This is a genomic window from Pseudoalteromonas sp. McH1-42 (genome assembly GCF_022347845.1).
Taxonomy (GTDB): Bacteria; Pseudomonadota; Gammaproteobacteria; order Enterobacterales; family Alteromonadaceae; genus Pseudoalteromonas; species Pseudoalteromonas rubra_D.
This window is the reverse complement of sequence record NZ_JAKRFU010000024.1, coordinates 55,886-75,691: the sequence shown is the minus strand read 5'-3', so window position 1 is coordinate 75,691 and position 19,806 is coordinate 55,886. Positions and strand designations below refer to the sequence as shown.

General features: G+C 47.2%; 18 protein-coding genes. 12 read left to right on the top strand and 6 right to left on the bottom strand.

What is annotated here, in order from left to right:
- The 7 genes from ftsY to MHN31_RS19670 all read left to right on the top strand — a co-directional run.
- Positions 1–1,308, top strand: a 1,308-nt coding sequence (gene ftsY, locus MHN31_RS19700) for a signal recognition particle-docking protein FtsY (RefSeq protein ID WP_239445128.1), incomplete at its 5' end; no start/stop codon positions are given.
- Between the two features lie 80 nt (positions 1,309–1,388).
- Positions 1,389–2,081 carry a cell division ATP-binding protein FtsE gene (gene ftsE / locus MHN31_RS19695; protein ID WP_194866586.1) on the top strand — a complete coding sequence of 231 codons (693 nt, stop codon included), beginning with the start codon at positions 1,389–1,391 and terminating at the stop codon, positions 2,079–2,081.
- Positions 2,078–3,064 carry a permease-like cell division protein FtsX gene (gene ftsX, locus MHN31_RS19690; protein WP_194866585.1) on the top strand — a complete coding sequence of 329 codons (987 nt, stop codon included), beginning with the start codon at positions 2,078–2,080 and terminating at the stop codon, positions 3,062–3,064. Before ftsE ends, ftsX begins: the two co-directional genes overlap by 4 nt.
- A gap of 291 nt (positions 3,065–3,355) precedes the next feature.
- Positions 3,356–4,219, top strand: coding sequence for an RNA polymerase sigma factor RpoH (gene rpoH / locus MHN31_RS19685; RefSeq protein WP_010383230.1), 864 nt, complete (start codon positions 3,356–3,358; stop codon positions 4,217–4,219).
- A gap of 135 nt (positions 4,220–4,354) precedes the next feature.
- On the top strand, positions 4,355–5,092 hold the full coding sequence (locus MHN31_RS19680; RefSeq protein WP_164517483.1) for a 1-acylglycerol-3-phosphate O-acyltransferase: 738 nt from the start codon (positions 4,355–4,357) through the stop codon (positions 5,090–5,092).
- Entirely contained in the window at positions 5,067–5,402 is a 336-nt protein-coding gene (gene rraB, locus MHN31_RS19675) for a ribonuclease E inhibitor RraB (protein WP_010383227.1), read from the top strand. The genes MHN31_RS19680 and rraB overlap by 26 nt, the downstream gene beginning before the upstream one ends.
- Before the next feature lie 165 nt (positions 5,403–5,567).
- A complete protein-coding gene (locus MHN31_RS19670) occupies positions 5,568–6,821 on the top strand; it encodes an HD-GYP domain-containing protein (RefSeq protein WP_239445130.1) in 1,254 nt (417 codons plus the stop codon).
- On the opposite strand, the gene MHN31_RS19665 is transcribed toward MHN31_RS19670, so the two are convergent.
- Positions 6,781–7,092 carry a hypothetical protein gene (locus tag MHN31_RS19665; RefSeq protein ID WP_010383225.1) on the bottom strand — a complete coding sequence of 104 codons (312 nt, stop codon included), beginning with the start codon at positions 7,090–7,092 and terminating at the stop codon, positions 6,781–6,783. The two genes, MHN31_RS19670 and MHN31_RS19665, sit on opposite strands and share 41 nt — an antisense overlap.
- 293 nt (positions 7,093–7,385) lie before the next feature.
- On the opposite strand from MHN31_RS19665, the gene MHN31_RS19660 reads away from it, so the two are divergent.
- Positions 7,386–8,642: an outer membrane protein transport protein gene (locus MHN31_RS19660; RefSeq protein WP_239445127.1), complete on the top strand. Its 1,257-nt coding sequence runs from the start codon at positions 7,386–7,388 to the stop codon at positions 8,640–8,642.
- Positions 8,643–8,684: 42 nt separating this feature from the next.
- Here the strand turns inward: MHN31_RS19660 and mutS are convergent, their stop codons facing one another.
- Positions 8,685–11,270 (bottom strand): DNA mismatch repair protein MutS, encoded by a 2,586-nt coding sequence (gene mutS / locus MHN31_RS19655; RefSeq protein ID WP_239445126.1) that lies wholly within the window; start codon positions 11,268–11,270, stop codon positions 8,685–8,687.
- Positions 11,271–11,294: 24 nt separating this feature from the next.
- Between mutS and MHN31_RS19650 the strand changes: the two genes are divergently transcribed.
- A complete protein-coding gene (locus tag MHN31_RS19650; RefSeq protein ID WP_125558274.1) occupies positions 11,295–11,786 on the top strand; it encodes a nicotinamide-nucleotide amidohydrolase family protein in 492 nt (163 codons plus the stop codon).
- A gap of 65 nt (positions 11,787–11,851) precedes the next feature.
- Positions 11,852–12,904 (top strand): recombinase RecA, encoded by a 1,053-nt coding sequence (gene recA, locus MHN31_RS19645; RefSeq protein ID WP_010383217.1) that lies wholly within the window; start codon positions 11,852–11,854, stop codon positions 12,902–12,904.
- Positions 12,905–13,698: 794 nt separating this feature from the next.
- On the opposite strand, the gene MHN31_RS19640 is transcribed toward recA, so the two are convergent.
- Together MHN31_RS19640 and MHN31_RS19635 are read right to left on the bottom strand one after the other, a co-directional pair.
- Positions 13,699–15,675, bottom strand: coding sequence for a hypothetical protein (locus tag MHN31_RS19640; RefSeq protein WP_239445125.1), 1,977 nt, complete (start codon positions 15,673–15,675; stop codon positions 13,699–13,701).
- Positions 15,676–15,918: 243 nt separating this feature from the next.
- Complete coding sequence (locus MHN31_RS19635) at positions 15,919–16,575, bottom strand: cyclic nucleotide-binding domain-containing protein (protein WP_125558268.1); 657 nt, start codon at positions 16,573–16,575, stop codon at positions 15,919–15,921.
- Positions 16,576–16,884: 309 nt separating this feature from the next.
- On the opposite strand from MHN31_RS19635, the gene MHN31_RS19630 reads away from it, so the two are divergent.
- The gene (locus MHN31_RS19630) at positions 16,885–17,115 is read left to right on the top strand and encodes a YgjV family protein (protein ID WP_138536076.1); all 231 of its coding nucleotides are present in this window, start codon (positions 16,885–16,887) and stop codon (positions 17,113–17,115) included.
- A gap of 53 nt (positions 17,116–17,168) precedes the next feature.
- Here MHN31_RS19630 and MHN31_RS19625 read toward each other — a convergent pair whose 3' ends face one another.
- Positions 17,169–18,812, bottom strand: a complete 1,644-nt coding sequence (locus tag MHN31_RS19625; RefSeq protein WP_239445124.1) for an amidohydrolase — start codon at positions 18,810–18,812, stop codon at positions 17,169–17,171.
- A gap of 134 nt (positions 18,813–18,946) precedes the next feature.
- Between MHN31_RS19625 and MHN31_RS19620 the strand changes: the two genes are divergently transcribed.
- Positions 18,947–19,447: a DUF1543 domain-containing protein gene (locus tag MHN31_RS19620; protein WP_239445123.1), complete on the top strand. Its 501-nt coding sequence runs from the start codon at positions 18,947–18,949 to the stop codon at positions 19,445–19,447.
- 18 nt (positions 19,448–19,465) lie between these two features.
- On the opposite strand, the gene MHN31_RS19615 is transcribed toward MHN31_RS19620, so the two are convergent.
- A complete protein-coding gene (locus MHN31_RS19615; RefSeq protein WP_138536078.1) occupies positions 19,466–19,669 on the bottom strand; it encodes a hypothetical protein in 204 nt (67 codons plus the stop codon).
- Positions 19,670–19,806: the final 137 nt, after the last annotated feature.

Here is a 19,806-nt window from a genome sequence, read left to right as displayed (position 1 = left end):
GAGCGTTTAGCCAAAGAACAGGCAGAACGTGAAGAAGCTGAGCGTTTAGCCAAAGAACAGGCAGAACGTGAAGAAGCTGAGCGTTTAGCTAAAGAGCAGGCAGAACGTGAAGAAGCTGCGCGTTTAGCCAAAGAAAAGGCAGAGCGTGAAGAAGCTGAGCGTTTAGCTAAAGAACAAGCGGAACGTGAAGAGGCTGAGCGTTTAGCTAAGGAGCAAGCAGAGCGTGAAGAAGCTGAGCGTTTAGCTAAAGAACAAGCGGAACGTGAAGAGGCTGAGCGTTTAGCTAAAGAGCAAGCAGAGCGTGAAGAAGCTGAGCGTTTAGCTAAAGAGCAAGCAGAACGTGAAGAAGCAGAGCGTCAGGCTCAGGAACAAGAAAAACCGAAGAAGAAAGGTTTTTTTGCTCGTCTGAAGCAGGGCTTGCTGAAGACTAAGACCAACATAGGTTCCGGCTTTGCCAATATTTTCCGTGGTAAAAAGATTGACGATGAGCTATTCGAAGATCTTGAAACCCAGCTATTAACAGCTGACATTGGTGTCGAGACAACCATGAAGCTGATAGATAACCTGACTGATGCAGCGGACCGCAAACAGCTCAAAGACGGTGAAGCGCTGTATGACCTGATGAAGCAGGAAATGGCAGATATCCTGAAAGATGCAGAAAAGCCGCTTGAGATCCCGACCAATAAAAAACCATTTGTCATTTTGATGGTGGGTGTGAATGGGGTTGGTAAGACTACGACAATCGGTAAAATGGCGAAGCAGTTCCAGGCTCAGGGCAAGTCTGTGATGCTGGCAGCCGGTGATACCTTCCGTGCTGCGGCGGTGGAGCAGCTGCAAGTGTGGGGTGAGCGTAACGATATACCGGTCATTGCCCAGCATACCGGTGCAGACAGTGCATCAGTTGTATTTGATGCCTTTCAGGCAGCGCAGGCACGAGATGTTGATGTCTTGATAGCAGATACGGCAGGTCGACTGCAGAATAAAGATAACCTGATGCAGGAGCTTGAAAAAATAGCGCGCGTGATGAAAAAGCTGGATCCGGATGCACCACATGAAGTGATGCTTACCATAGACGCTGGTACGGGCCAAAATGCGATTAGTCAGGTGAAACTATTTGATCAGGCTGTGGGTCTGACTGGCATCGCCTTGACTAAGCTGGATGGCACGGCAAAGGGTGGGGTGATCTTTGCGGTTGCAGATCAATTTAAGGTACCTATCCGTTATATTGGGGTTGGTGAAAGTATTGACGATCTGAGAACCTTTAAGAGCGATGACTTTATCGAAGCACTGTTCAGTCAGGATAATTAAGTCTGGCAGACAGGCGCTGCTCTGATCCCGCTTGTCGGGATCGGGTAAAGTGGAAGCAGTAAAATAATACAGGGCAGGCAATGATCAAGTTTGAGCAAGTCAGTAAAACCTACCCCGGTGGACATCGGGCGCTGGAAAAGGTCAGTTTTGAGCTTACGAAAGGTGAGCTGGCGTTTCTGACTGGTCACAGTGGCGCGGGTAAGAGTACCCTGCTGAAGTTGATCAGCCTGATGGAACGCCCCTCAGCCGGGCGTGTCGCCATCAATGGTGTCGATCTGAATCAAATTAAAAATAGCCAGGTGCCGTATATTCGTCGCGACATTGGCATTATTTTTCAAAATCACCGCCTGCTGGAGCGCTATAACGTTTTTGACAATGTAGCACTGCCATTGGTTATTGAGGGTACCCATCATAAACATATGACCAAGCGAGTACATGCGGCACTCGACAAGGTCGGTTTGTTAGACAAAGTAAAGTGTCAGCCGAGTACTTTGTCTGGCGGTGAACAGCAGCGCGTGGGGATCGCCCGCGCAATTGTCAATTCTCCCCCTTTATTATTGGCAGATGAGCCAACCGGTAACCTGGATCCGGAATTGTCGATGGAAATACTCAAATTGTTTGAGGACTTTAATCGTCATGGCACCTCAGTACTGATTGCCACACACGATCTTGGTCTGATTGCACGGATGAAATACCGCAGTCTGACACTGGACCATGGCCGTCTAATTCAGGATCCGCTGCTGGGCACTTCGCTGCCGGGAGACGCGCTATGAGTCTATTGTTCAAAGGTCGCGGTACGCAAAACGACAAACAAAGCAAATCGGTGATCCTGAAGTGTTACTTCTTCATTATTACCATACTGCGTCAGGGCGTACACAGCTTAGGTGAAATGTGGCGCACCCCATTAGCGTCGATGATGACCATTTTGGTGTTGGGTCTGAGTCTTACGTTACCCACCACACTCTATGTGGTGGTTAAGAATGTGCAGAAAGTCAGTAGCGGTTTTCAGGAAGCTGCTGAGATTTCTTTGTTTGTCAAAGACAGCGTCAGTGAGCAGGCAACACAGACTTTGGTAAAGCGACTGGCACTTTACCCTGAAATTGACACTGTCAGCTTTATTGGCAAGGATAAAGCGTTGGAAGAGTTCAAATCCATTTCCGGGTTTGGTCAGGCGTTGGACTATCTCGAAGAAAACCCATTGCCCAGCGTTGTTCTGGTGACTCCGACAGTTCGTCATCGTAGCGCACAGGCTGCTAACGCTCTGCTAAATAAACTCGAGCAGGAAAGGGAAATTGAGTTTGGCAAACTAGATATTGAATGGCTTGAACGCCTGAATGCCTTGCTCAGCTTGCTTAAAGAAAGTGTGATCACCATCGGTTTACTGCTGCTTAGTGCAGTAGTTCTTATTATTGGTAACACCATTCGCCTGTCTATTATGGATAAGAAAGAAGAGATCCAGGTGCTCAAGCTCGTTGGGGCGACCAATACATTTATTCATACGCCGTTTTTATGGACCGGGATCTGGTATGGGATCATTGGTGGTTTGATTGCTTTTATTTGTGTCATGTTGATGCTGTGGTGGCTGGAGTCAGCCGTTGCCCTGGTGGTGGGTGTGTATCAAAGTAACTTTGTACTTCAGGGGCTATCTGGTTCAGAGTTGCTGTGTCTGCTATTGCTGGCCGTGGCATTGGGCTTTGTTGGGTCTTTCTTATCGGTAAGAAAGTACATCAAAGATATCGAGCCGGACAAGGTGTAGAACTGCCCGCCGTTTTATTGGCCAAGAGAGTGCTAACGGGCGAATGTCTTAGCACTCTCCATAGGACAAATTAGCACTGTCAGATATCGCAGCTGGCATTATCTGAATATCCGCTTACCATAAGTACTTTTCCATAAAATAAAATCCCATTTAAAATCAAAGGCTTAATTGTTAATTAAAGTGTAATAATAAAAAGCTTGATCTTTTAGGGGAAAAAGTAGTAGATTGCATTTAGCACTCTAAGGTAAAGAGTGCTAAAATTGGCAAAACGAATTATCACTGAGGTGAAAAATGAGTAAAGACATATATGCGATGGCACTGACCGCTGGGCAACAAAGCGCGAGTATAGAGGGGTACCTACAATCGGTAAGTTCTATTCCGATGCTGGACGCTGAGCAGGAAAAAGCGCTGGCAACCCGCCTACATGAGGATGGGGATTTGCACGCAGCTAAGCAGCTCATTATCTCTCATTTGAGATTTGTCGCACATATTGCCAAAAGTTACTCTGGTTATGGTTTACCACAGGCAGATTTAATCCAGGAAGGCAATATTGGTCTGATGAAAGCAGTAAAGCGTTTTGATCCGACAGTTGGTGTGCGCCTGGTGTCGTTTGCAGTACACTGGATCAAAGCCGAAATTCATGAATACGTGTTAAAGAACTGGCGTATCGTTAAAGTTGCCACCACTAAAGCGCAACGTAAGCTATTCTTCAACCTGCGTAAAAATAAGAAACGCCTGGGTTGGTTTAATCAGGAAGAGATCACCACAGTTGCAAATGAGCTGGGTGTGAGTGAAAAAGAAGTACGTGAAATGGAATCGCGAATGAGCGGCCAGGACATGGGCTTCGACTTAACTGCGGATGACGATGATAACAGTCCAAGCAGCAGTTTCTCTCCGGTTCAATATCTGACAGATGCAAGCAGTGATGTTGCAGAGGTCATTGAAGAGGAGCAGTGGCAGGAACAGTCTCAAAATCGTCTCATCGCCGCAATGAAGACGCTAGATGAACGTTCTCAGGATATTGTTGCTGCACGCTGGCTGTCCGAAGATAAGGCCACCTTACAAGATTTGGCGGATAAATATCAGGTTTCAGCAGAGCGAGTTCGTCAGCTAGAAAAATCGGCGATGAAAAAGCTACAGGCAGCAATGAGCTAATCGCTTAAGCTAGATGAATAAATTTTAAGATGCCGCTCATGTTAGCGGCATTTTTTATGGCTGTAACAAAATTGAGCTTACAAGTGTAAGCCTATTTGATTATAATGCGCCGACTTGATAATAGGAGTCTCTATTTTGTTAGCTGTAGTTCGAATTCTGGCAATGGCGCTGTTTATCATCCTCAGTTGTCTGGCTGGCCTGACATTGAGCCTGATCCGCCCTTTCCATGCTAATAACGTGCACGTGGTCGCTTCCTGGTTTGGTAAGATGTCGCGTGTGATCGGGGTTAAGCTCGAGATCTCAATCGATCCCGGTGCGAAAGATTTGGGCCCGGCAATGTATATTGCCAATCACCAGAATAATTATGATTTATTTACCTTACCAGCTGTGGTGCCGCACAATACAGTGAGTATGGGTAAGAAAAGTCTGAAGTGGGTACCTTTTTTCGGCCAATTATATTGGTTATCCGGTAATATCCTGATCGACAGGGCGAATCGTACTAAAGCGGTGAACACCCTGGACAAATCCATTGCAAAAATCAAGCAACGAGGGATGTCATTGTGGATGTTCCCGGAAGGAACGCGTAGCTATGGCAGAGGCTTACTGCCGTTTAAGACCGGTGCGTTTCATACAGCCCTGAGTGCTGATGTGCCCGTTGTTCCTGTCTGTATGAACAGTACGGCTGGCCAGATTAAACTCAACCGCTGGAATAATGGGACGGTATACATAGATATTCTGGCACCAATCAGTCTGGATAAAGACATACCAGCGCGTGAGCATGCCAAACAGATCCATGCTAAAATGGCAGCACATATTGCACATTTAGACGAAAAAGTGAGAGCAGCAAGTGGAAAATTGGCAAGAGATCAGTGAAGACATCGTTGATTCGTTGTTAGAAGATGGATCAAACCCAGATACCTTGTATGAGGTAGAACATCATTTTGTCAGCGAAGAGTTTGAAAAGCTGGAGCAGGCAGCACTGGCTGCATTTAAGCTTGGTTATGATGTTGAAGATCCGGCAGAACTTGAGCTGGAAGATGGCAGTAAAATCTGGGGCTTTGATGTTGTCGTTGAAGCTGAGCTGGATGCTGCAGTGATTATGGAAGATGTCACTAAGCTGGTTGAAATTGCCACGCATTGTGGTGTTGAGTACGATGGCTGGGGCACCTATTTCCAGGAGTAACCCCGCGCTGTGACATCAGGTCAGTGCCGAGGCCGCTCTGACCTGACACTTTTGTTCATAATCTCTCATTCTTTTTTCGTAAACTCACTCCAATGACTAGACAATTAAGTCTAGCCTATGCATATTAATGCAATTTACACTGCCGTCAGGCATCATGCGAGCGATATGCGAGTCACCCTCCCTATTGAAGAGTTAAAACCCGGCATGTTTGTGGACAGCGTTCATAAACAAAAGTCAGGCGCTGAAGTTAAGATTAAATCTCGGGGTATGGTTCGGGATGATGCGATCATTGCACGTCTTGCTGCGAATGGGGTGGTTGAGCTGAATATTGACTTTGCCCAAAGTGATATTCCAGTTCCTGAAAAATACCAGCAACCCCAGGCAAAACCTGAAGTGGCTGAGGCTGAACCCGAAAAGCAGGCGATACAGCAAAAGCCGGATAAAACCACCAAACCTCCTCTCGTTAAAGAGAAAACCATTAGCCTGGAAGATGAATTTGCGAATGCAGCCAGGCAATTTGAACAGCACAATAAGCAATTGCAAATGCTGTATGGCAACCTGACAGCTGGCATGCAAGTTGACATGACGCTGATTAATGACATCAGTCAGGAAATTGTTGGTTCGGTGCTGAGAAACACCAATGCGATGGCGATTTTAACGCGGATTAAGGATAAAGAAGGCTTTAATTGGCGGCATATGATCAATTGCGCCATTTTGGTGACTGTGTTTGCAAAGTACCTTGGCCTGGGAAAAAAGGTGATAGAACAAATGGCCATTGGTGCCATGCTTCATGATGTCGGGCAGACCAAAATACCCCAGGGCATTATCGATAAGAGTGGTCCACTTAATAAGTTAGAAATGAAAACCATGCAACGCCATGTCGCACAGTCTTTGGGGCTGACGCGCGATGCACCGGGGATCACACCATTGATGCTGGATATGATAGTCAGCCATCATGAGCGCCTCGATGGCAGCGGTTACCCGCGCCGTTTGCAAGGCATGCAGATCAGTAAAGCTGCACGCATTATGGCCATTGTGGATGTGTACGAGGGCATGACTGCGGAACGTCCTCACCGTGATGGTGATGAACCTTTGGTTGCGTTACGTTATTTACTGGCCAATAAGGCACAGTTTGACCCTGTACTGGTACAACACTTCATTAAATGCATTGGTGTGCACCCGGTAGGTACCATAGTGAAGCTCAGCAATGAGCGTCTGGCTTTAGTTTTAGAAGGGAATCGTGGTGCGCCGACAGCACCTAAAGTGCGGGTGTTCTACAACACTAAGCATATGCACCATATTACGGCCAAAGACATTGATTTAAATGAGCAGGACAAAATCAAAATCGCTTCTACAGTCAGGCCACTAGACTATCAGATCAATTTATCCCGTCTGTTAAAAGATCATCTGCTTGCTTAAGTTTACGTTTTTGCCACTGCGCAGATAGCAAAGCGCCGGCCAGGCAGCTGGCCATCATCAGGATCCACACTAACGTGCCTTTTTCGGTATGTAATGCCAGGCAGCTGCACACCAAAGCCAGCAGGGCGCTCAGTATCGCAGCCAGCCAGTAATGGTTGAGTGGGTTGTCGCATTGTCCGGCCCGCTTGCAAGCGCAGTAGTTAGCTTTGCACAGGCTGAATACGCTAAGTCCACAGAATGTCAGTGCACCGATCATCAATACTGCCAGCATAGACCTAATCTCCCTACAAGTGCCTCAATATCGCAAGGCGGTAAATGTGGCTAAGAGTATATGCGAATCAGTATCTCGATTCAATAGTAATGAGAATTAATATCATTTGGGTGTGTGAAGGTGAGGTTAGAGTAATTGCTCCTCATCTGATCTGATCTGTAAATAACTTGCTTAATATGCTTTAAAGTTGTTCGATTGAGTTGCTAAAAGTGCTTAAGTTGCGGATTTTTGCTTTTCTTTTCTGTACTGTGTGAGCAATTTTTTATTCTTGTGAATAACATTTGAGGTTGAGAATGAACACAGTACTACGCGCATTAATGGCGACAGGTTTGATGGTGGTGTCTTCACAGTCACTGGCCGCAGCATTTCAGTTGGCGGAACAAAACGTTTCTGGATTAGGTCGTGCTTACGCCGGTGAAGCAAGCGCTGCTGATGATGCATCCGTTGTTGCACGCAACCCGGCATTAATGAGTCAGTTTCAAGGGATCCAGGTGAGTGCTGCGGCCATGTATGTAGAACCGGATGTAAGCTTGCAAGGCACATCAACCAATAATGGTTTGCCGGCGAACTTGCTTGATGATGACAGCATTGCCCCCAGTGCCGTGGTACCAGCCGTGTTCATGACAGCACGCCTCAATGACCAGTGGTCTGTTGGTGCAGGTATGTACTCCCAATTTGGCTTGGCAACTGAGTTTGATAAGGATTACGCTGCGGGCCAGTTAGCAGGTGATACTGAAATTGTGACCATCAATACCGGTGTCTCTGTGGCCTATGAAATTGATCCACAATGGACACTGGCATTGGGTCTGAACCATGTCTATGCCGATGCCAAAGTGATCCGACATTTGGGTGCTAACCCTTTACAAGCGCCTGCCAGCACAGAGGTGGTTAATCTAGAAGGTGATGACAGTGGTTATGGCTGGAACCTGGGTTTGAGTTATCAGATTGATGAAGACAATCGCCTTGGTTTTCACTACCGCAGTGAAACGGACATTACCTTTGATGGCCATTTCAGCAACCAGTTGCCAGCGTCATTTGGCGGTACCAATGGCGTCGCGTTGCCTGGCACACTTGAGCTGACCTTACCTGCAATGGCCGAAATCTCAGGAACACATAAACTGACCGAGCCAATGACCTTACATTACAGTGTACTCTGGACAGGCTGGAATAGCTTCCAGGAGCTTGAAGCTCAAGTCGCAGGTACGCCGGTGTTTAACAAAAAGGAGCTGTTTGATAACTCATTACGCTTCTCTGTTGGTGGGGATTATCAATGGAGTACGTCATTGAAGTTGCGTGCAGGTCTGGCGTATGACAGCTCGCCTGCCAATGAGTCGCATATGTCTATCTCAATCCCGGATACTGACCGGACCTGGTACTCGTTTGGTGCAGAGTATCAGCTGAGTGAGACTGCCAGTGTAGATTTTGGCTTGAGTATCTTGCGTGGTAAAACTCAGACCTTTGTTGAGAAAGACAGCCTGGGTAGCGAGTGGGGCTTTAAGTCTAAAGGTCATGCCACGGTTGTGGGCATTCAGTACAACCATAGCTTCTGACTTGAATAGAAAAAAGCGGCTTGAGAGCCGCTTTTTTTATGCTTAAAGGAGTGCTTTTAGCTGATAGAGCAGGTCGTGTGCTGCACGAGGCGAGAGCTCGTCCGGGTCAAGCTCTGCGAGCATTTGTTCGACTTCAGACGGTTCACTGACCAAAGGCAGAGTTTGCTGCATCTGGGCTGCTGGGGCTGCCTGCGGGTTTTCGACTACACTCTGGTGTTGTTCCAGCAACGCCAGCTTACGTTTTGCCATGGCCAACACCGCTTTGGGTACTCCTGCGAGCCCGGCGACTTGTAAACCAAAGCTCTTGCTGGCGGCCCCTTCCATCACAGTATGTTTAAAGGCAATGGTATCATTGTGTTCAATGGCATCCAGATGCACATTAACCAGGCCAGACTGTTGCTCTGCTAACTCGGTCAGTTCGAAGTAATGGGTGGCGAACAGGGTCTTGGCTGCAATTTTTCCGGCCAGATAATCAGCAGTGGCATAAGCCAAAGACAAACCATCATAGGTACTGGTACCCCGACCAATTTCGTCCATTAAGACTAAAGACTGTGCTGTCGCATTGTTGAGTATGGTGGCTGTTTCCGTCATTTCGACCATAAAGGTTGAGCGTCCAGAAGCCAGGTCGTCACTGGCACCAATCCGTGTAAAAATGCGATCCACTTTGCCTATCTGTGCAGCACTGGCAGGCACGTAACTACCTATGTGTGCCATCAGCACTATCAAAGCCGTTTGGCGCATATAGGTCGATTTACCGCCCATATTGGGACCCGTAATGATCAACATCTTGCGATCAGCATTGAGATGAACCGGGTTAGCAATAAAGGGCTCTTTGCTGACCTGCTCAACCACCGGGTGACGACCCGCTTCAATGTGGATCTCATCGCCATTGCTCAGCTCAGGTTGACAGTAATCCAGCGTTTGTGCGCGTTCTGCCAGCGTATTGAGTACGTCGAGATCAGCCAGCGCGGCCGACATGGTTTGTAGCTGCTCTATGTAGGGCGCGATCAAGGTGAAAAGCTCTTCGTACAGTTGTTTTTCTAGTGCCAGCGCTTTGCTTTGGCTACCCAGCACTTTATCTTCATGCTCTTTAAGCTCGGGAATGATATAGCGCTCATTGTTTTTCAGCGTCTGGCGGCGAATATATTCGGGCGGTGCCAGATGTGAGTTAGCTTTGCTGATCTCAATATAAAAGCCATGCACTTTGTTGTAGCCAATTTTGAGTGTGCTGATACCGGTGCGCTCTCGCTCGCGCTCTTCCAGTTGGTCCAGTACATCAGTGGCCCCTTCACTGAGGGCCCGCCATTCATCCAGCTCGGCATTGTAACCCGGGGCAATGACGCCGCCATCGCGGATCAGCACCGGTGGGTTATCAATGATAGCCCGCTCTAATAATTCCTGGAGCTTTGGTAAAGTTGGTGAATGCGCACAGATCTGCTGCAACCTGGGGTCGCTGCTCTCTCCTAATAGTTGATGTAGTGGGGGAAGTGCCTGCAGTGCATTGCGCAGTCGTGTTAAATCTCTGGGTCGGGCATTACATAACGCCAGGCGTGCGACCACCCGCTCAATATCACCGATCTGGCGCAGCCCATCATAGACCTCAATATGGAGCTGTGATTCGATTAAGCTGGCAATGGCATTGAGCCGTGCGTTGAGCTCGTCACGGTTGCGTACCGGTGTATGAATACGGCGCTTCAGTAATCGAGAGCCCATAGGCGTGGCGGTTTTATCCAGCACTTGTGCCAGGGTGTTCTCTATACTGCCTGACAAGTTAACGGTCAGTTCGAGGTTTTTACGCGTGGCGGCATCCAGAATGACGGCGTGTTCGTTTTTTTCCAGGGTGATGGCACGGATATGTGGCAGGGCAGTGCGCTGCGTGTCCTTAACATATTGCATGACACAACCCGCAGCGACTAACCCTGCTTTGGCGTCTGCGACACCAAACCCTATCAGGTCTTGTGTGCCAAATTGCTGGCATAGCAAATGGGTAGCTGTATCCAGGTCAAACTCCCAATCCGGACGACGCCTTGCCCCTTTTACTTGCTCAAGTACCAGCAAGTTGCTGAATGACTCGGGGTAGAGCAGCTCCGCGGGCTGCAATCTTTGCAGTGTTGACGTAAGGGCTTCATCGGTGGCCAATTCTACGATGTTAAAGCGGCCCGAGTTAATGTCTAAATAGGCCACGCCATAGTGTTGTTTTTCCTGCCACAGGGCGGCAAGCAGGTTGTCCTGACGCTCCTGTAACAGGGCTTCATCAGTTACTGTGCCTGGCGTGACGATGCGTACGACTTTACGTTCAACGGGTCCTTTACTGGTCGCTGGATCACCAACCTGTTCGCAGATTGCCACGGATTCGCCCATTTGTACCAAGCGAGCCAGATAATTCTCAACTGCGTGATAAGGGACTCCCGCCATTGGAATTGGCGCACCGCCAGCTTTACCCCGGTGCGTCTGTGAAATATCCAGTAACTGCGCAGCGCGAATGGCGTCATCAAAGAACAACTCATAGAAGTCACCCATACGATAAAACAGCAGAATATCCGGGTGTTGCGCTTTGATCCTAAGATACTGCTGCATCATAGGGGTTTGTTGTTTTATAGTATGTTCGGAATAGAGATCTAACGACATTACTTATACCTAAAGGAAATGAGTATGGAGCTTCATACTGAGATAGCCAGCCTGGCGGCACAATTGGGGGCTATTCTAACTAATAACGGGCTGACAATCACTACCGCAGAATCATGTACTGGGGGTGGCATTAGCTATGCGTTGACCGATACGCCCGGGTCATCCGCTTATATTGAGCGTTGTTTTGTCACGTATAGCAATGAGGCAAAATCCCAGTTGTTGGGGGTGGCGCAAAAAACACTGGCTGAGTTTGGAGCGGTTAGTCAGCAAACCGTTCATGAAATGGTGCAAGGGGCAGCGAATGCTGCTCGGGCAGACGTTGCCATTGCGGTATCGGGCATTGCCGGACCGGGTGGTGGTTCATTAGAGAAGCCGGTTGGTACAGTGTGGTTTGGCTTCTATTTACAGGGGAAAGTACTGTGTGAAGTCTGTCAATTTACTGGGAATAGAGCGGAGGTTCGCGTGCAAGCTATTGAATTTGCTATTGAAAAAATAATTTCTGTGCTAAATGGTTAAATTAAGCTTGATACTGTAATTCCATACAGTATACTTGTGGTCATTACGCTAGATTGGAGAAGCAAATGAACGATAACAAACAAAAAGCGCTCGACGCTGCATTGTCTCAAATTGAGAGACAATTTGGTAAAGGCTCTATCATGAAGCTGGGTGATAGCCAGGCATTAGATATTGAAGCCGTTTCTACAGGCTCCTTGGGACTGGATATTGCTTTGGGTATCGGTGGCTTGCCAACTGGTCGTATTGTCGAAATTTATGGGCCTGAGTCATCAGGTAAAACAACCCTGACGTTACAAGCCATTGCAGAAGCGCAAAAACAAGGTAAAACGTGTGCCTTCGTTGATGCAGAGCATGCCTTGGACCCGGTCTATGCAGAAAAGCTGGGCGTGAATGTCAACGACCTTCTGGTCTCTCAGCCAGATACGGGTGAGCAGGCGCTAGAGATCTGTGACATGCTGGTACGTTCAGGTGCTGTAGACGTGGTAGTTGTTGACTCCGTAGCTGCATTGACACCGAAAGCGGAAATTGAAGGTGAAATGGGTGATACCCATGTTGGTTTGCAGGCTCGTTTGATGTCTCAGGCATTACGTAAGCTGACTGCCAATATTAAGCGTTCGAACACACTGTGTATTTTCATCAACCAGATCCGTATGAAGATTGGTGTGATGTTCGGTAACCCGGAAACCACAACAGGTGGTAACGCGCTTAAGTTCTACGCGTCTGTACGTTTGGATATTCGTCGTATTGGCTCTGTTAAAGAGGGTGATGAGGTTATCGGTAACGAAACCCGCGTAAAGGTTGTTAAGAACAAAGTTGCGCCGCCATTTAAGCAAGCTGAATTTATCATCATGTACGGCGAAGGGACGTCGAAGCAGGGCGAACTTATCGACCTGGGCGTGAAACACAAACTGGTTGATAAAGCCGGTGCTTGGTTTAGCTACAATGGCAATAAGATTGGCCAGGGTAAAGCAAACTCAATAAAGTTCCTGAAAGAAAACACCGCCATTGCTGATGAGATTGAAGGCAAGCTGCGTGAAATGCTGTTGCTTCAGGCAACCATCAAGCCTGAAGAAGGCGAAGATCAGGGTCTGGCAGACGTAAAAGACCTGGAACTATAACGACTACTAGCGTAGCGGAGCACTCAGCAGTTCATATGGGTGCTCCTTTTGTTTATGTGAAACATGACGTGTCTACCTAATTGACTGGCTATAGCAGCAGTCTTCCAGTATGACCTACTTCTTCATCGCTTTTAGAACTCACAACTGCGTTCAGACACATTATGCGTTGTTCTGAGCCCACCTCAATCAGTCTTCGGCTCCTGTTATTCATTTGTACTATGCGGCTTTCAGCGCAGTACTTCTGTAGTGGAAGGTACGCTATTTTGTAAGGTTGTGTTATTTAATACGCCATGCCTTTAAGGCGCCAGCTAAGCATAGATGGGTCCCCCGTTGAAGTGGTGAATGCTGGTAACATGGATTAGAACTACATGTTCAACATAGTACCTGTCAGCTTTCCTTTCCTGCTGCCCTGAATTAAGAAAATGCCACTGATAATATTGTATAAAAACATCGATACATGCTTGATATCAGATGAAAGTTGGCCTGACAGACTGTGTACTTAGCTGGTTAAGGCTAAGCCGGTGAGGGCTTCGGAGGGTAAATTAGGCAGTAAGTGTGTCGTATCGATATGAGATATAAAAATCGCTTAATGTGGGCTCAGGTAGCCCAAATCCTATGATGATACTTTGTGCTTAATCGAGCAGGATTGCCTATATCAGCTGCAGTTGTGTTTAGCTGGCTCATACAATCATTGGCGTCACTCGTAATGATTAATAAAACGCACAAAGACGATTTTTACGCGGAAAATAAAAAAGCCGCGTAAAACGCGGCTTTAATTCAGTTTACTTTAGTGATTAGTTACCACCGGTACCTGTAACTGGCACTTCATTAATCGTACAAGTTACTGGGATATCAAGCGTTGCAGCTGTAGTATTAGCTTCAATTGCTTGAGTGAACCAAGTGTTGTTGTTCGGGTTCTTATAACGAACAGTGTAAGCTGCAGTATCACCACCTTCCAGTGTTACGTCGAACTGACCTGAAGGGTAGAACGTCTTAACGAAGCGACCACCACGGAACAGTTGAGCAATAGTCGGTGTAGAAACCGGTGTTGCAGGGATGTCACCAGCGTCATTGTTTGAACACACGAACTGAGGAGTCAATGGCTTAACAATGTTGCTTGCTGGAGCAGTGGTTAGCTTAAGTGTACCGTTGTTCAGGTCACACAGGTTAGCGAATTCAACACCTGTTGCAGTACCGTCAGCAGCGCCACCAACTGTTACATTGTCACCAGTAACAGCGTTATCCAGAATGTTCACGCCATCTTTCATCATTTTCAGTTTAACTGGGAATGAAGGAGGATTTCTGAATGTGCCTTTAGTCAGGTCTGAGCGGTTGTATGCACCGATTAGTAGACGGTAACTGTTCGCTTCAACCAATACGTCTGCGTAGACTTGGCTTGGGTTGTCGTTCGCATCAACAATGTCGAAGCTTAGACGACGGTTGTCACACTTCTCTGCATCCAGGATGTAGGTGAAGAAATCCAGGTTCCAGTAAGACAGGTGATTAACAGATACTGCAACGTCGAACGTTGTTGCATTTTCGTCTGCATCTGGCTTAACTACACCGTAGCTCTCGAAAGACCACTTACCTAGATTCTCGTTGTAACTCCAAACAGGGAAGATGTCGTTTGCTTGAACTTTACGAGTTGCAACAGCTTGCGTACATACACCGTTAGCGAACAGACCAGTACCGTCAGCTTGTGCTACAGCAGCAACGGCTTCAGCACTCAGGTCTTCACCTGCATATGTCATAGGACACGTATTGACGGTATTTTTGTCAATCTTCATTGCAACTTTAATAGCGCCGTCGCCGAAGTTATCAACTTTGGTACCATTTTCGTCAACTAATTCAATTGCAACGAAACCACCTGTAGTGAACGAGCCTTCACGCGCCGTGCCAGCTTCGTCATTAGGATCTTCAGCAACAGTCAGAGCAAGACCGCCAGGGAAGGCATCAAGAGAAGAATCTTGCGCCGCCACACCGTCTTGTTCAGCTTCTGAACGAGAAGCTTCGTTCGCGAAGTATGCTACAGTTAACGTAGGTACTGTCTCTAGTACGTTGTTAGCTGCGTCACGGAATACTGTGCCGTTATCTAGTGTAACTGCAACACCACCGGCCGCTTTGTTTTCATTTTTCTCAGCATCAAGATCTTGAGTCAAAGTAATGCTGTCTGCGCCTTCGATAGCTAAACCACCGTCCGCTGAGTATGAAGTTGTAACGCCTTCACCCGCCAGATCTGCAAGCGTGCTTGTCGCTGCGATGATTGGTGCTGCGTCTTCAGCCTGTTCTAGAGAGCGAGCTGTCAGACGAATTTGGTCTGCAACGTCTGCTGCATCTGCTGTAATTTCAACAGTACCTGAGTTTGACAGGAAGCCGTCTGCTGTTATAACAAAATCAAAGGATAGGCCTGTGTCTGCTGGGATAGTGTCTACTGTAAATGCGAATGAACCGCCAGTAGCAACTCTGTCTTCGTCAGTTAATGCAGCGCCTGCGGTGTTTAAAACGCTGGCAGCATTGTCGCTGGTGAAGTTGATTGAGGCACTTACTTCGTCGCTAAGAGGTTGGCCTTGCGAGTCAGTTACAACAATTGAGAATGAACCGGCTTGCTTGTCAACAACCTGATCTGTAGGTGGAGCTACCACTTTCTGAGTTGGCTCCGGTGGCGGCTGGATATCAACGTTATTGTCATTGTCGCTAAAACAGCCTGCTAAACTAACTGTAACGCCCAATGCCAGGGCAAGTTTTGTTAGTTTGAATTGTTTGTTTCCCATGATTTTTACCTTTTCCTTTAAATCCAAGTAAACTGAGAGTAGTCACTAATGCTTTGCAGATGTAAGTGAGCCTTGCCCTGCACGCAAATTAGTGTTTAGAGGATAAGCCCACATTAATTTTTCGTCAAGTGAACTGCTCGATCTTTATCCAAAATTTCACATAAAATAATAACCTACTGATGTACTTTTAGGTTATCACGCTACTTCTGTTAATAATCCACTATTGTGAAGCATTATAAGTAATTAAATTTGCGCAAATGCGTCGATAAATTCTTGTAATTTTGCCATGTCTACGGGCTTTAAACCCTCCGACGTTCTCACAATTAACCCTTTTTCAACAAGTTCACTAACCACACGGCGATAGGCACGTTCTGTAGTCGCAAAGCGCTCTGCTTCAGCACTAACGGTTGAATAGGCCCGCAACAAAGCGGGATGGTTGTTCTCTGCTCTGAGTAAGCAATCTTTGGCGATATTGTAACTTAGCGGTAGTAATAGTTTGTCGAGGTTTATTTTTTGGTTTTCTGTGAATTTTGCCGCAATCGTTTGTGCCGTGTATAAGCTTAACTCCGGCTGCTCGAGCAAAAGCTGCCGCCAATGCTTCAGCTCGATTAAGTTATATTGTACGTCATTCAGGCAGGTGACCGTGTATATACATGGCTGATTATTCAATGCTTCAATCTCACCTATTAAGGTGTTGTTGCAGTCTAGCTGGCCCAGTAGCAGGCGCCGACCATTACCCACATCGTAACTAAAAGACACCGTACCACTTCTCACCAGGATCAGCTTTGTGAGTGGTTCATCCTGATGGATGAGCACTTCTTTTTTTGTGTGCTGAAAACTATTACCAGCGAAGCTGAGTAGTTGTTCCACCAAAGTGGTTGAAAAATGATATTGAAACATCTGGATGGCTCTTCGGACAATTGTCCTATTTATTAATTTGTTATGAAGATAGCATGCGTGTCATCGGTTTCATGCTAACTCACCCGATTGAGAGGCTAAATGCTTTTCACCCCGTTCCCGTGTTAGAGCTTATTTCAGGTCCTAATTTCTATGGGGTTTAGTGAGTTAGCCTTTTTATTCAATGTTGCTTGCATGACGACAGTGTGCTTTATGCAAGCCAACGCCAATTTAGACGAGTGCTATTATCCTGCATTCTGAGTCTTGGTGTCTACACTGAATAATGCTAACTCAACTGCGAGGAGAGAACAAATGACTTGGGAACTTTTAGGTTACGTTGCGTCCGCTTTTTTAGTCGTTTCTCTAATGATGTCCAATGTAGTCAAGTTACGTTGGTTCAACCTCGCAGGGTGTATTTGCTTTACCATTTATGGGGTAATGATCACTGCCTGGCCCGTTGCATTAACCAACGGATTACTGGCGCTGGTGAATATTTATCACCTGGCTAAGCTACACCGCTCAGATAGCGACACTTCCTCCTGACAGGGCATATCGAGCGGCTGTCGCGCCGCTCTGAGTTTCAGTCTGATACAAGCCTAATCTTGTGAATAACGTAGCTGACCCGCAATCCAAGTCTGTTTAACCTGGATGTCTCTGATCTCCTGCTCTGGCACTTTAAAGTAATCTTTATCTAGCAAGATAAAATCAGCCCATTTACCCTGTTCAAGACTGCCCAGCTTAAACTCCTGAAAAGCGGCATAAGCTGCGTCTAACGTGAACGCCTGTAAAGCCTGTGTTCGTGTCAGTCGTTCATGATTTCGCCAACCCTGCTGCGGGTGTTGTTGCGCATTCATGCGAGTGATTGCAGCATGCAGGCCATGAAACGGGTTGGCTAGCTCTACCGGGAAGTCCGACCCAGCGGCAACCTTGCTGCCCTGTTGTAAAAAGGTTTGCCAGGCGTACGCCCCTTTTAATTGCTCATCGGTCAGCCTTTGCTCAGCCATGTGCATATCTGAGGTGGCATGCACAGGTTGCATTGAGGGAATGATATCCAGGGTCTTAAATCTTGGAATGTCATCTGGCTCAACAATTTGCGCATGTTCTATTCTGTTTCTTAATAATTTACCACCGGTGGTTTTAAAGACGTTTTCATAGCTGTCCAGCACCAGCCGATTGGCGCGGTCGCCAATGGCATGCGTGTGCGCACTAAAGCCATGTTTAACGGCCTGTGTTATCAATTGTTCGAGGTGTTGCGGCTGCTCAAGCATCAGGCCTCGATAGCCCTGACGGTCTTTGTAGTCTTTCAGTAGCGCAGCACCTCGGCTACCCAAGGCACCATCCGCGTAAATTTTAACACTGCGTACAGAGAGCATATCGCGCTTATCTTTATACACACCCGCTTGTAACATACTATCCAGCTGAGGATCTGCGGCGCTGAGCATGGCATAGATACGCAGCGGTAAGGTCTGACTCTGTGAGCGGCTTTGGTAAAGCTTCCAGGTTTGTTTATCGATACCAGCATCGTGTGCACTGGTTATGCCCAGGCTGAGCAAATGATCACCGGCTTTATTCAGAGCCTGATTAAGGTGTGCGGTGGACGTGGGTGGAATGTGTTTTTTTACTAAGTTCTCTGCTTTGTCGATAAAAATACCGGTCGGATTGCCTGAAGAATGCCGAAGGATCTCACCGCCAGCAGGAGAGGCCGTTTGTGCATCAATCCCCGCCAATGACATTGCCATGCTATTGACCCAGATGGCATGTCCATCAACCCGCGTCAGGACCACAGGTCGATCTTTGACAAATTTGTCCAGATCAGCCGCAGTGGGAAAACGATTAGGCGTCCAGCGTGTTTGATCCCAGCCGCGCCCAAGGATCCAGCCCTTGGGGTTTTGGGTGCTAAATTCTTTAAGTTGCTGACCTACCTGCTCGACTGAATTGGCTTCACGAATATCAAGCCGGGATAGGTTATTGCCCAAGCCAATGATATGACCATGGGCGTCTATCAGCCCTGGTAGTAAAGTCATCCCCTGGCCATCAAATTTGCTGGCTTTTGGGTATTGGGCTGTAAGCTGCTTGTTGCCCACCCGAACGACTTTACCATCCTTAATCACTAAGGTTGCAAAGGTCTTGATTTCGCCGCTGCGAGTGGGGGTATAACCGTTGACATTGTGTATCAGTGTAAACTGAGCCATGCTGATCCCACTGTACAAAGTCAGGGCCAGGCAAATAAACCGGATCATGGCGGGAGTTTCCTTGTGTTATTTTATTTGTTTAGCAACCAATACCGCATTTTGTCTTAAAAAGACATCGAACTGAGACAGAAAAGCCACTGTGGTACCATAAACTGGTATATGTTCATTTTATAGGGTCAATAATGCAGTTATTTATGGTTTATCTGGGCGGCCGTTTGAGTGGCTGTCACATTGAAATGCATGATATTCGTTTCGTGGTTGGTACATGTATTGAAGACACATTTGGCGCGCTAAAGCAGCAATGGGTCGGTGACAAAGACAAAGTACACATGGACAGCTATGTCGCGCTCAGACATATCGATGGTTACCAGGTAGATCTGGTCAGTGAACCACCCGTTCAACAGCCCAATTTATATTTTGTGAATCTGGGAGGCTATCGCCATGACAGTCTGGCTGAGCAGCATGAATTTGGCTTGTTTGTTGCGCCAACAGCACAAGCGGCCAAAGCCCGTGCGCTCAACACATTACTGCCTGATACCGAATTGCGCCATAAAGATGATTTGTATGCCGTGGATGACTGTATGGTGTTAGATCTCATCGATGGAAAGCACTATGTTCAGCTGACGCCCAGCGGTCAGTCTCAGCCCATCGTCCCGCAGTGGTTTGGCTACCACAAGTTGTGATGATGCCTTGGCCCCGGTTTATTCTTCTTTATCTGCTTTAATGGCGATCTTGATGGCAATAATGACAATCGCAAACATCAGAAAAGGCAGCGCTGCTAAAGCATATTCTGCAATATGACTGTCCTGATAGTTAGGCTGCAAAATAAAGTGGCCACCAATACACAAAGCGATGCTTACAAAGAGTAAAGGTAACATTTTTAGTTCTTTATTTGGTTTGCTCATGATCCCAGCCTGTCATTACTTTTCGTCACAGGCTTTTTAAACGAGTTGGCTCGACAACGCAAGTTAATGCGGGCGTTTCTTTGATCCAACCCCTTTTTTGCAGTGCCATTTTTTTGCACCCCTCTTCGTGATATAAC